We start from the raw sequence: 13,821 nt of genomic DNA on the forward strand, positions 1-13,821 counted from the left end.
TACGCAGCAGGCAACCTTAACGATTAAAGGTTCGGTTTTCCTGCTCGGCGACCCGAATAAAGGTGGTGCGCTTGGTTAACTCTTTCAGACGCTCAGCGCCAACATAGGTGCAGGCAGAACGAAGACCACCAAGGATATCGCGGAGGGTTTCCTCTACCGGCCCGCGTAACGGAAGCTTCACCGTTTTGCCTTCGGCCGCGCGGTATTCTGCGACGCTACCGGCATGACGCTTCATGGCCGATTCTGAACTCATGCCGTAGAACAGCATGAAACGCTCACCGTTTTCTTCTGTTATACGACCTTCGCACTCATCATGCGCCGCCAGCATGCCGCCCAACATGACGAAGTCTGCGCCACCACCAAAGGCTTTTGCGATATCGCCGGGTACGCTGCAGCCACCGTCGCTGACGATCTGACCGCTCAGACCGTGCGCTGCATCGGCACATTCAATAACCGCAGAAAGCTGGGGATAGCCGACACCCGTTTTGACTCGCGTGGTGCAAACTGAGCCAGGCCCAATGCCCACTTTGACGATATCCGCCCCAGACAGGATGAGCTCTTCCACCATCTCACCGGTTACCACGTTACCCGCGCAGATTGTCTTGCCGGGAAACGTTTCACGGGCACGCTTCAGGAAATCAACAAAGTGTTCAGAGTAGCCGTTGGCGACGTCGATGCAGATAAATTGCAGCGCATCGGAGATCGCCATGATCGCAATCAGTTTATTGAGATCGGCATCCGAGGTACCGGTTGAAACCATGACATAGTTCAGTACTGAACCCGGCACGCGCTGAACAAAGGCCCGCCACTCTTCCACGCTGTAATGCTTATGGACGGCCGTTAAAAGATGAAAACCCGCCAGCGCCTCAGCCATCATAAAGGTGCCAACGGTATCCATATTGGCGGCGATAACCGGGACGCCGCTCCAGCTCAGACCGGAATGCTTAAAGGTGAAGCGGCGATCCAGCTCAACCTGTGAGCGACTTTTCAGCGTGGAGCGTTTGGGGCGAATCAGTACGTCTTTAAATCCCAGTTTCAAATCTTCTTCAATGCGCATACATCGTGTCCTGGTAAGAGGTTATACACTGCCGTACATGACGCCATCAGGGTTTTCCCTGTCTCATGATACGCGCCATTCCAGCCGCAACAAGACTGCGAATTTCACTTTATTTACGCTACAATCCATTACATTCAGATGCGGATTTTTAGTGTGATCCGGCACGCATTTTTTCCTGTAACGACGCGTTGACCTGCGTGATACTGACCGACTAAGAGAGTTCGAGTGAGAAATCCCCCCTACACCGTGGCGCTGACTGGCGGAATTGGCAGCGGTAAAAGTACGATTGCCGGGTATTTTGCTGCGTCCGGTGTCGATATCATTGATGCGGATGTCATTGCACGCGAAGTCGTTGAACCCGGCACGCCAGCGCTTCAGGCCATTATCGAACGCTATGGCGATGCGATATTAACCGAACAGGGAACGTTGCAACGTTCACGGCTAAGAGAAATCATCTTTGCGACGCCCGATGAGAAAACCTGGTTAAACGCGCTGCTTCACCCGCTTATTAATGCCCGGACGCAACAGCTTAAAGCTCAGGCGGCCTCACCTTATGTTTTGTGGGTCGTGCCCTTGCTGGTCGAAAACCGGCTGCAGCGCCAGGCCGATCGCGTGCTGGTGGTCGACACCGACGAAGAGACGCAGCTCAGACGAACGCTGCAGCGCGATAATGTTTCTCTTGAGCAGGCTAAACGTATTCTTGCAGCACAGGCCACGCGCCAACAGCGCCTTGACTGTGCTGACGATATTATTGATAACAGTGGCGCACCTGAAAAGGCGCTACCCCAGGTTGCCAAACTTCATCAGCTTTATCTAAAGCTTGCGGCAACGAGACAGGATTAACCCATGAGTACAGTCGTTCTGTTTGAACATCCACTGAATGAAAAAATGCGTACCTGGCTGCGCGTGGAATTTTTGATCGACCAGTTGCATGACATTATGCCGCTGGAAAACACCGCCACGGCACTGACTTTTTTCCGCCTGGTTGGCGAATTACTGGATATCTTCGAGCGCGGCGACATGCGCACCGAGTTGCTGAAAGAACTTGAACGCCAGCAAACGAAACTGCGCGCCTGGGCGGATGTCCCCGGTGTCGATATGTCCGTGGTCGATGCATTGCGTGACAAACTCAAAGCGCAGTCTGTTTTGCTTAACAGCGCCCCACGAATGGGCCAGCAGCTGCGGGAAGATCGTCTGATTGCCCTGGTGCGCCAGCGACTCAGCATTCCCGGCGGATGCTGTAGCTTTGATTTACCCGGCCTGCACATCTGGCTGCACCTGCCCCAGACGACGCGCGACGCGCAGGTGACGCGCTGGATGGAAACGCTTATCCCGCTGCACAGTACGCTGGCGATGTTGCTGGATTTGATTCGCCAGTCAGGTACCTACCGTTTACAAACCAGTTTGAATGGGTTTTACCAGGATAATGCTGAAGGCGCTGATTTACTGCGGCTGCAGCTGGAAATGGAGGATGCGCTGTATCCTCAGGTTTCAGGCCATAAAAGCCGTTTTGCGATTCGTTTTATGCCATTGGACAGTGAGCGCGGCGAAGTGCCTGCGCGCCTGAATTTCCAACTGGCCTGTTGTTAGAGGTGAACATGCAGGAAGAGATAATGACGGTGGAATGTCCACAGTGCGGTAAAACGGTGATTTGGGATGAACTCAGTCCGTGGCGGCCATTTTGCAGTAAACGCTGTCAGTTGATCGATCTGGGCGAATGGGCGGCGGAAGAGAAGCGTATTCCCAGCAGTGATGATTTAAACGACAGCGACAACTGGAGTGAGGAAGAGCGCTGAGTGAGACGTGGGGCTTTACTGCCCCACTCTGTTAAAGTTCGCCCGCCACCAGACGTGCGATCAGCTCATGATTCGCCGCCGGAAACTCATCGGCGATCAGCGCCTGTTGATCGACCCAACGCTGTGGTTGCCCTTCTTTGCCCCAGGGTTCTCCTTTCCAGCTTTCCACCAGAAAAAAGTGCAGCGTCACGCGCAGGTCATCGTAAGTGTGATCTTTCGTGCCAATTGCCCGCGCCTGCGTCACTTCAATCCCGGTTTCTTCGGCCAGTTCGCGCACCAGCCCTTCCTCTGCGCTCTCACCGGCTTCAATTTTGCCGCCGGGAAATTCCCATTTATTGGCCATATAGGAAGAGGCCGCACGCTGGGCAAGGAAAATTTGTTTACTGGCATTACGAATGATGCCGACTGCAACCTGCAGGTGCTTCATGAAAATATCCCGAAGAGTGGGTGAATGAGGGCTGATTCTAAAACATGTTAAGCAGGTTGTTAACCGCTCAGGGGGCCGAATGGTCAGCGGAAAAGTAAAAAAAAGGAGCCAGTGGCTCCTTTTCGTTAACCGCTTATCAGGCCAGACGACCGTGACACTGTTTGTATTTTTTACCTGAACCGCACGGACAAGGATCGTTACGCCCCACTTTGCGCTCACCGCCCTGCTGCGCAAGAGATTCCGCTGCCAGAATTTCTTCGCTGGCGTGGCTCAGATGCTGCTGTTGCGCCAGACGCTCGGCCTCTTCACGACGCTGTTGCTCCATCGCTTCAACCTCTTCCGGCATGCGCACCTGGACTTTGCTCAGCGTGCTGATCACTTCGTACTTCAGCGTTTCCAGCATCGCGGCAAACATGGCAAAAGATTCACGCTTATATTCCTGCTTAGGATCTTTTTGCGCATAGCCACGCAGGTGGATGCCCTGACGCAGATAGTCCATTGCGGCCAGGTGCTCTTTCCACAGCGAATCCAGCGTTTGCAGCATGACGCCTTTTTCAAAGTTGCGCATCATTTCTGCGCCGACAATCTCTTCTTTTGCCGCATAACTTTCGGCCGCGTGCGTCATGATACGTTCACGCAGTGTCTCTTCATGCAGATCCGGTTCTTTGTCCAGCCACTCGCTAATCGGCAGATCCAGATCGAAGTCGTTACGCAGGCGCTCTTCAAGGCCCGGTACATCCCACATTTCTTCCAGCGACTGAGGTGGAATGTAGCTGTCGATAATGGATTTATAGACGTCTTCGCGAATGCTGTTGATAGTGTCTGATACATCGGACACATCCAGCAGTTCATTACGCTGGCTGTAGATAGCACGACGCTGATCGTTGGCCACGTCGTCATATTCCAGCAGCTGCTTACGAATATCGAAGTTACGGCTTTCCACTTTACGCTGTGCGTTGGCAATGGCTTTGGTCACCCACGGATGCTCAATGGCCTCGCCAGGTTTCATGCCCAGCTTGCGCATCATGTTTGAAACACGATCCGAAGCAAAGATACGCATCAGCGCATCTTCCATTGACAGGTAGAAGCGTGAAGAACCGGCGTCACCCTGACGGCCTGCACGACCGCGCAGCTGGTTATCGATACGGCGAGATTCATGGCGCTCAGTACCCACGATATGCAGACCGCCAGAGGCCAGCACCGCATCATGACGAATCTGCCAGGCGGCTTTAATCTCGTCGATTTGCGCATCGGTTGGGTTTTCAAGCTCGGCAACGTCCGCATGCCAGCTACCGCCCAGCATGATATCGGTACCACGGCCCGCCATGTTTGTCGCGATGGTAACCGCGCCTGGTTGACCAGCCTGCGCCACGATGTCCGCTTCGCGGGCGTGAAACTTAGCATTCAGTACGTTGTGTTTAATGCCTGCACGTGTCAGCTCGTTCGATACCACTTCTGATTTTTCGATGGAGATCGTACCCACCAGAACCGGCTGCCCGTTAGCCGTACGCTCACGAATATCTTCGATGATGGCGTCAATCTTCTCTTTCTCGGTCATATAAACCAGATCGGCAAGATCTTTACGCACCATCGGACGGTTGGTCGGGACAACAATCGTGTCGAGTTTGTAGATGGAACTGAACTCAAACGCTTCTGTATCAGCCGTACCGGTCATCCCTGCCAGCTTGTCGTAGAGGCGGAAGTAATTCTGGAAGGTGATTGACGCCAGCGTCTGGTTTTCGTTTTGAATTTCAACGCCTTCTTTGGCTTCAACGGCCTGATGCAGACCATCTGACCAACGACGGCCCTGCATCGTACGACCCGTGTGCTCATCAACAATGACAACTTCACCCTCTTTGACGATGTAATCAACGTCACGCGTGAACAGCGCATGGGCGCGAAGCGCAGCGGTAACGTGGTGCATCAGCATGATATTGGTCGGTGAATAAAGCGACTCACCTTCTACCATGATGCCCTGGCTCACCAGCAGTTCTTCAACTTTGACCAGGCCGCGCTCGCTCATATGTGCCTGGCGCGCTTTCTCATCAACCCAGTAGTCACCTTCGCCCTGGAAATTGTCTGAGTCTTCTTTTTCCTGACGAATCAGATGAGGAATGATTTTATTCACTTTGGTGTACAGGTCTGAACTGTCTTCTGCCGGACCCGAGATGATTAATGGCGTACGGGCTTCATCAATCAGGATGGAGTCAACCTCATCCACCAGTGCATAGTGCAGCTTACGCTGTACGCGCTCGTCAGGGCTGAACGCCATGTTGTCACGCAGGTAGTCGAAACCGTATTCGTTGTTGGTACCATAAGTAATGTCTGCGGCATAAGCTTCACGTTTGGCGACGGAAGGCAGGCCTGACATGTTGATCCCGACGCTCAGGCCAAGGAACTCAAACAGGGGGCGGTTATTTTCCGCATCACGCTGGGCCAGATAATCGTTGACGGTAACGACGTGTACGCCTTTTCCGGTTAACGCGTTCAAATAGGCTGGCAGGGTTGCCGTCAGGGTTTTACCTTCACCGGTGCGCATCTCTGCAATACAGCGGTTATTCAGCACCATCCCGCCAATCAGCTGCACGTCGAAGTGGCGCATGCCAAACACACGCTTACTGGCTTCACGTACCGTCGCAAAAGCTTCAGGAATCAGGCTTTCGAGTGATTCCCCTTTTTTCAGGCGCTCACGGAACAGCTCAGTTTTGGCTTTCAGTTCTTCATCAGAGAGCGCTTCGAATTCCGGCTCCATCTTGTTGATGATATCAACGTTTTTACGCATACGGCGCAAAGTACGATCGTTGCTGCTACCAAAAACTTTGGTCAACATTTTGATTAACATAATAAATATATTCTCAATTCAGCCGGGTCACCCGGACTGCGAAATCTAAAATGGGATTTAAAGCACAAAGATTAGCAGAACAATGGCGCGGGTCCGGCACGGATACCGTGCACTTTGCCGTGTCCGTCAGCCTGTGAGGATACCGGAGCAGCAGGAAGAGGTTGCGGGGACAAACCAACAGGGATGCCGGACTGTGCCGCCTGAGACGTTAATAACGCATGAAGGGAATCAATCAACGCCAGCTTTTGTGCGGCCAGCGGATGCACCTGCTCTTCCGCCTGCGCCTGTGGCGTTAACGTGAAAGAGAGATGGCGGATAACCGTGCGAATGGCATGCTGGTGCCAGTAGTCAACCGTAAAACTGGGGCGTCGCGAGGCTTCCTGAAGACGGATCAAATGATCAAAACGGACCGCATTGCCAATGAACAGGCTACTGGCTGAGGCTTCGGATGCCGTATTGAGTTCAGTGGTTTGCGCACACGCCGGCAAGCCAAGACTGGCCGCCACCATTCCCAGGAGGAAATGAGGCCAGAAATAGCGTCTACCTATTTGTCGCCAGCGTAGAAAAATTCCGATCACAATTGTTCCATTGCGCATAACATTTTAATTATTCACTGCTGTTTTCAGCAGCATGCAGCCTGTAAAAGCGCCAGAGATAGTAACACTAATGTGGCGCGGCGACACCTGAGTTTAGTGCGACAGTGGGAGAAATCGCGCGCGATTGTGCAGCAATTCAGCAATTGGTCGTTCTGAACGGAGAATGCTGTCGCAGCAATTCAGCAATTCAGCAATTCAGCAATTCAGCAATTCAGCAATTCAGCAATTCAGCAATTCAGCAATTGGTCGTTCTGAGCGGAGAATGCTGTCGCAGCAAGCAGAAATGAATGGCGAGGCAATAAAAAAACGGCTGGTGCAACTGACCGGAGAGAGTGTCAGCGCAACCAGCCGTTTTTACGTTCTGAGCCGATATCAGGCCAGAACCAGATTAGGTGCTTTAAACGCCAGTGGCAATTCAGCTTCGTCTTCGAAGGTCGCCCATTCCCAGGCTTCCTGCTTCGCCAAAACGGCCTGCAGCAGTTTGTTGTTCAGAGCATGACCCGATTTGTACGCGGTAAACGCGCCAATAACGTTATGGCCACACATAAACAGATCGCCGATGGCATCTAACATTTTGTGACGCACAAACTCGTCTTCAAAACGCAGGCCTTCTTCATTAAGCACGCGGAAATCATCAAGGCCAATCGCACAATCTAAACTACCGCCCAGGCACAGGCCTTTAGACTGCAGATATTCGATTTCACGCATGAAGCCAAAAGTACGTGCACGGCTGATCTGACGAACAAACGCTTCGGCAGAGAATTTCATCTGGTAACGCTGAGAGCTGGAATCGATAGCCGGGTGATTGAAATCAATGGTGAAATCAAGCGAGAAACCGTTGTAGGGTTTGATCTCAGCCCATTTGTCACCGTCTTCAACACGCACGGTCTGCTTAACACGCACGAATTTCTTCGCGCTGTTCAGCTGCTCGATGCCTGCATCCATCAGCAGATAGATGAAAGGCGCTGCACTGCCGTCCATAATTGGGATTTCTGGCGCATCAACTTCGACAATAATGTTGTCAATGCCCAGACCTGCCAGTGCGGCATTTAAGTGTTCAACTGTCGAAATACGCACGCCTTCATCGTTCACCAGGCAGGTGCTCAGCATGGTGTCGCGCACGTATTTTGCATCAGCCGGAAAATCAACCGGTGGATTCAAGTCAGTGCGACGATAGATGACCCCGGTATTAGCCGGCGCAGGGCGCAGGGTCAGGCTGACTTTCTTGCCGGTATGTAAACCGACACCTGTCGCCTGAACAATACGTTTTAATGTCCTTTGTTTGATCATCGTTATTATCTCGCAATATCGCTTTCCGACCGCCAGTATACGTTACCAGCGGGCGAACACTTTAGCACAAAGAGCGGGAAATCCCAATTATAAGGTTATTCCTAGTCGGCCTGCTTGCGCAAAAACGCCGGAATATCAAGGTAATCGGGCTCTTTGTTTGACTGTGCACTCTGATCGTTTACCACTTTCGCAGCAGGTTTTTGCTCCTGCGGCAGCGGGGACATACCATGCTGCTGGTAACGATGATCCATGACAGGCTGGCTGGCTGGTTTGTTCGTTACCAGCGTGATCTCTGGACGCTTATCCATGCCGATACCAGTTGCCACCACGGTGACGCGCAGTTCGTCATTCATCTCTGGATCCAGAGAGGTACCAATTACAACGGTCGCGTTGTCTGAAGCGAAGGCGCGGATAGTGTTACCCACGGTTTCGAACTCATCCAGACGCAGGTCGAAGCCCGCAGTAATGTTGACCAGCACGCCGCGCGCACCAGAGAGGTCGATATCTTCCAGCAGTGGACTGGAGATCGCCATCTCAGCGGCTTCTTCTGCACGGTCTTCACCACAAGCCACGCCTGAACCCATCATCGCGTAACCCATTTCTGACATCACGGTACGTACGTCAGCAAAGTCCACGTTCATCAAGCCAGGACGGGTAATCAGCTCGGCGATCCCCTGTACGGCGCCTTTCAGCACGTCGTTAGCCGCACCAAACGCGTCGAGCAGGGAAATACCACGTCCGAGAACTTTTAACAGCTTGTCGTTTGGGATAGTGATCAGTGAATCCACGTGCTTGGACAGCTCAGCGATCCCCTGCTCAGCAAAGGCCATGCGCTTTTTGCCTTCAAAATTGAAGGGCTTGGTCACGACCGCAACGGTCAAAATACCTAGATCTTTGGCCACTTCAGCCACAACAGGCGCAGCGCCGGTACCGGTACCGCCACCCATACCTGCTGCGATGAACACCATGTCTGCCCCTTCCAGCGCAGAACGCAGTGCTTCGCGATCTTCCTCTGCAGAGTTACGGCCGACTTCCGGGTTCGCACCCGCTCCCAGTCCTTTGGTAATGTTATTACCAATCTGGATGGTCTGGCCGACTGCTGTTTTACGCAACGCCTGCGCGTCGGTATTCACAGCGAAGAATTCCACACCTTCGATACGCTCGCGTACCATGTGCTCTACGGCGTTGCCACCGCCACCGCCGACGCCGATGACTTTAATCACCGCGTCATTGGTTAATTCCATAGGTTCAAACATGATTTCTCTCCGTTATGTGCCTGTCGCCTGGAGATCACTAAAGAAAACAGCATGATCCCCTTTTACAAAAATTAAAACTCTTTTTTTAACCAACTATTAATACGTTTAAACCAGTTACCCACGGAAACGCGCTTTTCAGCCTCTGCGTCACCGTTCATATGTGACTCTTTACCGTAGTGCAACAGCCCGACCGCCGTGGAATAGTAAGACTCCTGGGCGTAGTCCGTCAGGCCAGTAATGTTCAGCGGCTGTCCAATGCGCACCTGCGTATGGAATACGCGCTGTGCGCAGGCTGCCAGACCTTCAATCTGCGCCGCACCGCCGGTTAACACAATCCCGGCTGCCAGATGGTGCTTAACGCCCTGCTGGCGAAGCTGTTCCTGTAACTGCAAAATCTCGTCATTGACCAGATTTAAAAGCTCGGTATAACGTGGCTCAATCACCTCTGCCAGCGTCTGACGTTGCAGGCTTCGTGGCGGACGTCCGCCTACGCTCGGCACTTCAACGTTTTCATCTTTACCTACAATCGATCCTAGCGCACAGCCGTGACGCACTTTAATGGCTTCCGCATCGGTGGGCGGCGTACCAAATGCGTAGGCGATATCGCTGGTTACCACATTCCCCGCATAGGGAATCACCTTAGTATGACGCAATGCACCGCCAGTATAGACGGCGATATCCATTGTGCCGCCACCAATATCCACGACACAAACACCCAGTTCACGTTCGTCTTCGGTCAGGACCGCAAAGCTGGACGCCAGACCGGCAAAAATCAGTTGGTCAACTTTGAGGCCACAACGTTCAACGGCTTTAACAATATTTTTTGCCATGTCGTTGTGACAGGTGATCAAATGCACCTTTGCCTGCATGCGCACACCAGACAGGCCGACCGGATTTTTGATGCCTTCCTGGTAGTCGATAGCATATTCCTGCGGAATAACGTGCAGGATACGATGCTCATCACGAACGCGCACTGACTTCGCAGTATGCACCACGTTCTCGACATCATCCTGAGTCACTTCCTCTTCGGAAATCGGAACCATCCCGATTTCGTTCTGACAGCTGATATGTTTGCCCGATAAAGCAAGGTAAACAGAGGAGATCTGGCAATCCGCCATCAACTCAGCCTGATCGATGGCGCGCTGAACGCATTTCACCACCGACTCAAGATCGTTTACGCCGCCTTTATCCATACCGCGGGACGGACAACTGCCGACCCCAATAATATTGACCATACCATCGGGCAGAATTTCCCCAACCAGGGCGGCGACCTTCGCAGTGCCGATTTCGAGTCCAACTACCAGTTTTCTGTCCGTTGCCTTGATCATTGTTGTTTAGCCTGTGCCTGGTTTTGTTGCTGATTACTGTCCTGTGGATCCATCACTATCGGTGTCCAGCCAACAGAAGCGCCAGAGTCATAGCGTAAATCAACCGAGTTGATGCGCTTGTGTTCATTCTGACCTTGCTGCAGCAGCACCGGATAGAGCTCAATAAAACGATTCAGACGCTTCATGGTATCGGTCCGCCCCAGCTCAATGCGGACATCATCGCTGGTCACTAACTGCCATGAACGTCGCGCCGTCATCGACGCCACCTTCAGGGTAAACTTCATGGCTTTCAGCACGTCATCCATACTGTGATAACCCGCCAGCACCTCTTTTTCACTGCCTTCTGGACCGTATAACATCGGCAGCGTTTCTTTACCCATGTGGTTAGCCGGGACGCTGAATGACACACCGTCGCTGTCCACCATGTGTGAGTCATTCCAGCGCGCTACCGGTGTAAACTCCACCAAATGAATTTTCAATTCGTCTGGCCACTGCTTACGCACGCTAACCTGTTTAATCCATGGCAACCGTTCTATCTGCTGCTGGATCACGTTCACGTCCTGCGACATAAACGTGCCCGGTGAACCCAGTGACAAAATCGCCTGACGAATATCGTCATGGGTTGTGTAGTGCAGTTGCCCTGTGACCACCAGCTTCGACAGGGGTAAACGGGAGGCATCGTTCATCCACTTCAGAACGACCAGGCCACCCGCAATCATTACGCCCATCACCATCAGCAGAAACACGATGCCGAAGAGCCGGGCACCGTTACTGCGACCGGTGCGTGCCCGCTCCTGCGCTTCACGATTACGTACATTCATCGCCGCCTGTGACATATCAGTCGGCCAACTCCAGAATACGTACGACCAGTTGAGAAAATGTCAGCCCGGCCTGCTTTGCCGCCATCGGCACTAAGCTGTGGCTGGTCATGCCCGGTGAGGTGTTCGCTTCCAGCAGTTGGAAGTGTCCTTGATCGTCAGTCATGACATCAACGCGTCCCCAGCCGCTGCATCCGAGTGCACGCCAGGCTGACCACACCAGCTGTTGTAATTCCGCCTCGCGCTCGGCACTCAGCCCGGCTGGACAGAAGTACTGAGTATCGTCAGAAATGTATTTCGCTTCATAGTCATAGAACTCGCTGGCGGTCTTTATTTTTATCGCGGGCAGAATCTGGTCACCCAGAATGCCAACGGTATATTCCTCACCGCTCAGAAAAGCTTCGACCAGCACATTGTCGTCGTGGCGAAACGCCTCTTCCAGCGCAGCTGACAGATCGCTTAACTGGTTTACACGGCTGATGCCGACGCTGGATCCCTCGCTGCTCGGTTTCACGAACAGGGGTAATCCCAATGCGCTAATCGCCGCCTCGGTCGCCGCATCCAGACCGCTCTGCATCTGTTCACGCGTAATCCAGACAAATTTACCCGCCGGCAGTCCCCTGCCCTGCCACAGCAGTTTGGTGCGCAACTTGTCCATGGTGACGGCGGAAGCCATCACACCGCTGCCGGTGTAAGGCAACTGCAGGAATTCCAGCACCGCCTGAAGCGTGCCGTCCTCGCCGCCGCGACCATGCAGGGCGATAAACACCTTTTCAAAACCTTGCGCGGTTAACTCCAGCACTGAAACGTCACGAGTATCAATACCCTGTGCATCGATACCGGCTTCACGCAGGCCCGCCAGCACGGCACCGCCGGACATCAGGGACACGTCGCGCTCGGCTGACGTGCCGCCCATTAAAACGGCAACTTTAGTCATGACGGCCCTCCACTTTGCGTGCTGGCTGCAGTTTGCATTCAGCCAGCTTCCGCGCCACTTTACCGACGTTTCCTGCCCCCTGAACCAGAATCAGATCGTTGCCTGACAGCAAAGGCGCCAGCATTTCAACGAGCGCATCATGTTCCGGCACCAGAATAGGATCGACCTTGCCGCGATGACGAATGGCGCGGCACAGTGCACGGCTGTCTGCGCCTGGGATGGGCGTTTCGCCTGCGGCGTAGACATCCAGCATCAGCAAAACGTCAACCTGAGACAGCACGTTGGCAAAATCATCAAACAGGTCACGCGTGCGGGTATAACGGTGCGGCTGAAACACCATCGCCAGTTTTTTATCCGGCCAGCCCGCTCGCGCGGCTTTAATGGTGGCGTCAACTTCCGTGGGATGATGACCATAATCGTCCACCAGCATGGCGGTGCCAGGCTGCCCATTAACCGGCTCCGTAGGAAACTCACCCAGCTGGTCGAAACGACGACCGGTACCCTGGAAGCTTTCCAGCGCAGCCAGAATCGCGCTGTCTTCAATCCCTTCTTCGCTGGCCACCGCCACGGCGGCGGCGGCGTTTAAAGCATTGTGTCGACCCGGCGCATTCAGAGTGATCTGTAACGGCGCCTTGTCCTGACGAATCAGGCTGAAATGAACCTGCGCGCCGCGTTGTTCAAACGCCTCGATGCGAAAGTCGGCGTCGTCGCTGAAACCATAAGTAGTAATCTGGCGGCCGACACGCGGCAGCAGATCGCGGATCACGGCATCATCAACACACATCACCGCACGACCGTAAAACGGCAAATTGTGCAGGAAATTAATGAACGTCTGCTTCAGGTTTTCAAAATCGCCCTGATAGGTGTCCATATGATCCGCTTCGATATTGGTGACAACGGCGACCATTGGCTGCAAGTGCAGGAATGACGCATCGCTCTCGTCCGCTTCGGCGATCAGGTAGCGGCTACTGCCCAGACGTGCATGCGTGCCTGCGGCTTTTACCAGCCCCCCATTCACAAAGGTGGGGTCCAGACCGCCTTCCGCGTAAATGCTCGAGACCATCGCCGTCGTGGTGGTTTTGCCGTGCGTGCCGGCAATCGCAATACCGTGGCGAAAACGCATCAGCTCTGCCAGCATCTCTGCGCGGCGGATGACCGGGATTCGCTGTTCGCGTGCAGCCACCAGCTCAGGGTTGTCCTGCGCCACCGCACTGGAGACCACGACAACGCTGGCATCCGTTACGTTTTCCGGGCGATGGTTAAAGTAAATGGTCGCGCCCAGATTGATCAGATTCTGTGTCACCGGATTTGGCGCCAGATCAGAACCGCTGATATGGTAACCTTCATTCGCTAACACTTCGGCAATACCGCCCATGCCAGCACCACCGATGCCGACAAAGTGAATGTGCCGGACGCGACGCATCTCGGGCACGATAGAACGCAGTTTCGCCAGTTGTTGTGTATTCATTACGCT

13 protein-coding genes are annotated in these 13,821 nt (G+C 53.6%); 3 read left to right on the forward strand and 10 right to left on the reverse strand.

Going from position 1 to position 13,821, the window contains the following annotated elements; all coding sequences use genetic code 11:
- Positions 1-16: 16 nt before the first annotated feature.
- Positions 17-1,057 (reverse strand): GMP reductase, encoded by a 1,041-nt coding sequence (locus ACPXSQ_RS14775; protein ID WP_013024626.1) that lies wholly within the window; start codon positions 1,055-1,057, stop codon positions 17-19.
- A 225-nt stretch (positions 1,058-1,282) separates the two neighbouring features.
- On the opposite strand from ACPXSQ_RS14775, the gene coaE reads away from it, so the two are divergent.
- From coaE to yacG, 3 genes are read left to right on the forward strand one after another with little or no spacing between them, the layout of a single operon-like run.
- Positions 1,283-1,900 (forward strand): dephospho-CoA kinase, encoded by a 618-nt coding sequence (coaE, locus tag ACPXSQ_RS14780; RefSeq protein ID WP_015700956.1) that lies wholly within the window; start codon positions 1,283-1,285, stop codon positions 1,898-1,900.
- 3 nt (positions 1,901-1,903) lie between these two features.
- Complete coding sequence (gene zapD / locus ACPXSQ_RS14785) at positions 1,904-2,647, forward strand: cell division protein ZapD (protein ID WP_210512053.1); 744 nt, start codon at positions 1,904-1,906, stop codon at positions 2,645-2,647.
- Positions 2,648-2,655: 8 nt separating this feature from the next.
- Positions 2,656-2,853 carry a DNA gyrase inhibitor YacG gene (yacG, locus tag ACPXSQ_RS14790; RefSeq protein WP_014606584.1) on the forward strand — a complete coding sequence of 66 codons (198 nt, stop codon included), beginning with the start codon at positions 2,656-2,658 and terminating at the stop codon, positions 2,851-2,853.
- A 31-nt stretch (positions 2,854-2,884) separates the two neighbouring features.
- Here the strand turns inward: yacG and mutT are convergent, their stop codons facing one another.
- The 9 genes from mutT to murC all read right to left on the reverse strand — a co-directional run bounded on the left by mutT (position 2,885) and on the right by murC (position 13,815).
- Positions 2,885-3,280, reverse strand: coding sequence for an 8-oxo-dGTP diphosphatase MutT (gene mutT / locus ACPXSQ_RS14795; RefSeq protein WP_263751494.1), 396 nt, complete (start codon positions 3,278-3,280; stop codon positions 2,885-2,887).
- Between the two features lie 136 nt (positions 3,281-3,416).
- On the reverse strand, positions 3,417-6,122 hold the full coding sequence (gene secA, locus ACPXSQ_RS14800; RefSeq protein ID WP_013024621.1) for a preprotein translocase subunit SecA: 2,706 nt from the start codon (positions 6,120-6,122) through the stop codon (positions 3,417-3,419).
- A 71-nt stretch (positions 6,123-6,193) separates the two neighbouring features.
- On the reverse strand, positions 6,194-6,700 hold the full coding sequence (secM, locus tag ACPXSQ_RS14805; protein WP_014606586.1) for a secA translation cis-regulator SecM: 507 nt from the start codon (positions 6,698-6,700) through the stop codon (positions 6,194-6,196).
- Between the two features lie 390 nt (positions 6,701-7,090).
- Positions 7,091-8,008 (reverse strand): UDP-3-O-acyl-N-acetylglucosamine deacetylase, encoded by a 918-nt coding sequence (gene lpxC, locus ACPXSQ_RS14810; protein ID WP_013024619.1) that lies wholly within the window; start codon positions 8,006-8,008, stop codon positions 7,091-7,093.
- Positions 8,009-8,109: 101 nt separating this feature from the next.
- Complete coding sequence (ftsZ, locus tag ACPXSQ_RS14815) at positions 8,110-9,264, reverse strand: cell division protein FtsZ (protein WP_013024618.1); 1,155 nt, start codon at positions 9,262-9,264, stop codon at positions 8,110-8,112.
- A 71-nt stretch (positions 9,265-9,335) separates the two neighbouring features.
- Positions 9,336-10,592: a cell division protein FtsA gene (gene ftsA, locus ACPXSQ_RS14820; protein WP_006117681.1), complete on the reverse strand. Its 1,257-nt coding sequence runs from the start codon at positions 10,590-10,592 to the stop codon at positions 9,336-9,338.
- Entirely contained in the window at positions 10,589-11,428 is an 840-nt protein-coding gene (gene ftsQ / locus ACPXSQ_RS14825; protein WP_426144123.1) for a cell division protein FtsQ, read from the reverse strand. Before ftsQ ends, ftsA begins: the two co-directional genes overlap by 4 nt.
- A gap of 1 nt (position 11,429) precedes the next feature.
- Positions 11,430-12,347 (reverse strand): D-alanine--D-alanine ligase, encoded by a 918-nt coding sequence (locus ACPXSQ_RS14830; RefSeq protein WP_013024615.1) that lies wholly within the window; start codon positions 12,345-12,347, stop codon positions 11,430-11,432.
- Complete coding sequence (murC, locus tag ACPXSQ_RS14835; protein ID WP_013024614.1) at positions 12,340-13,815, reverse strand: UDP-N-acetylmuramate--L-alanine ligase; 1,476 nt, start codon at positions 13,813-13,815, stop codon at positions 12,340-12,342. The genes ACPXSQ_RS14830 and murC overlap by 8 nt, the downstream gene beginning before the upstream one ends.
- Positions 13,816-13,821 lie beyond the last annotated feature (6 nt).

Origin of the sequence: Pantoea sp. EEL5 (genome assembly GCF_049892805.1) — a bacterium.
GTDB lineage: Bacteria > Pseudomonadota > Gammaproteobacteria > Enterobacterales > Enterobacteriaceae > Pantoea > Pantoea ananatis.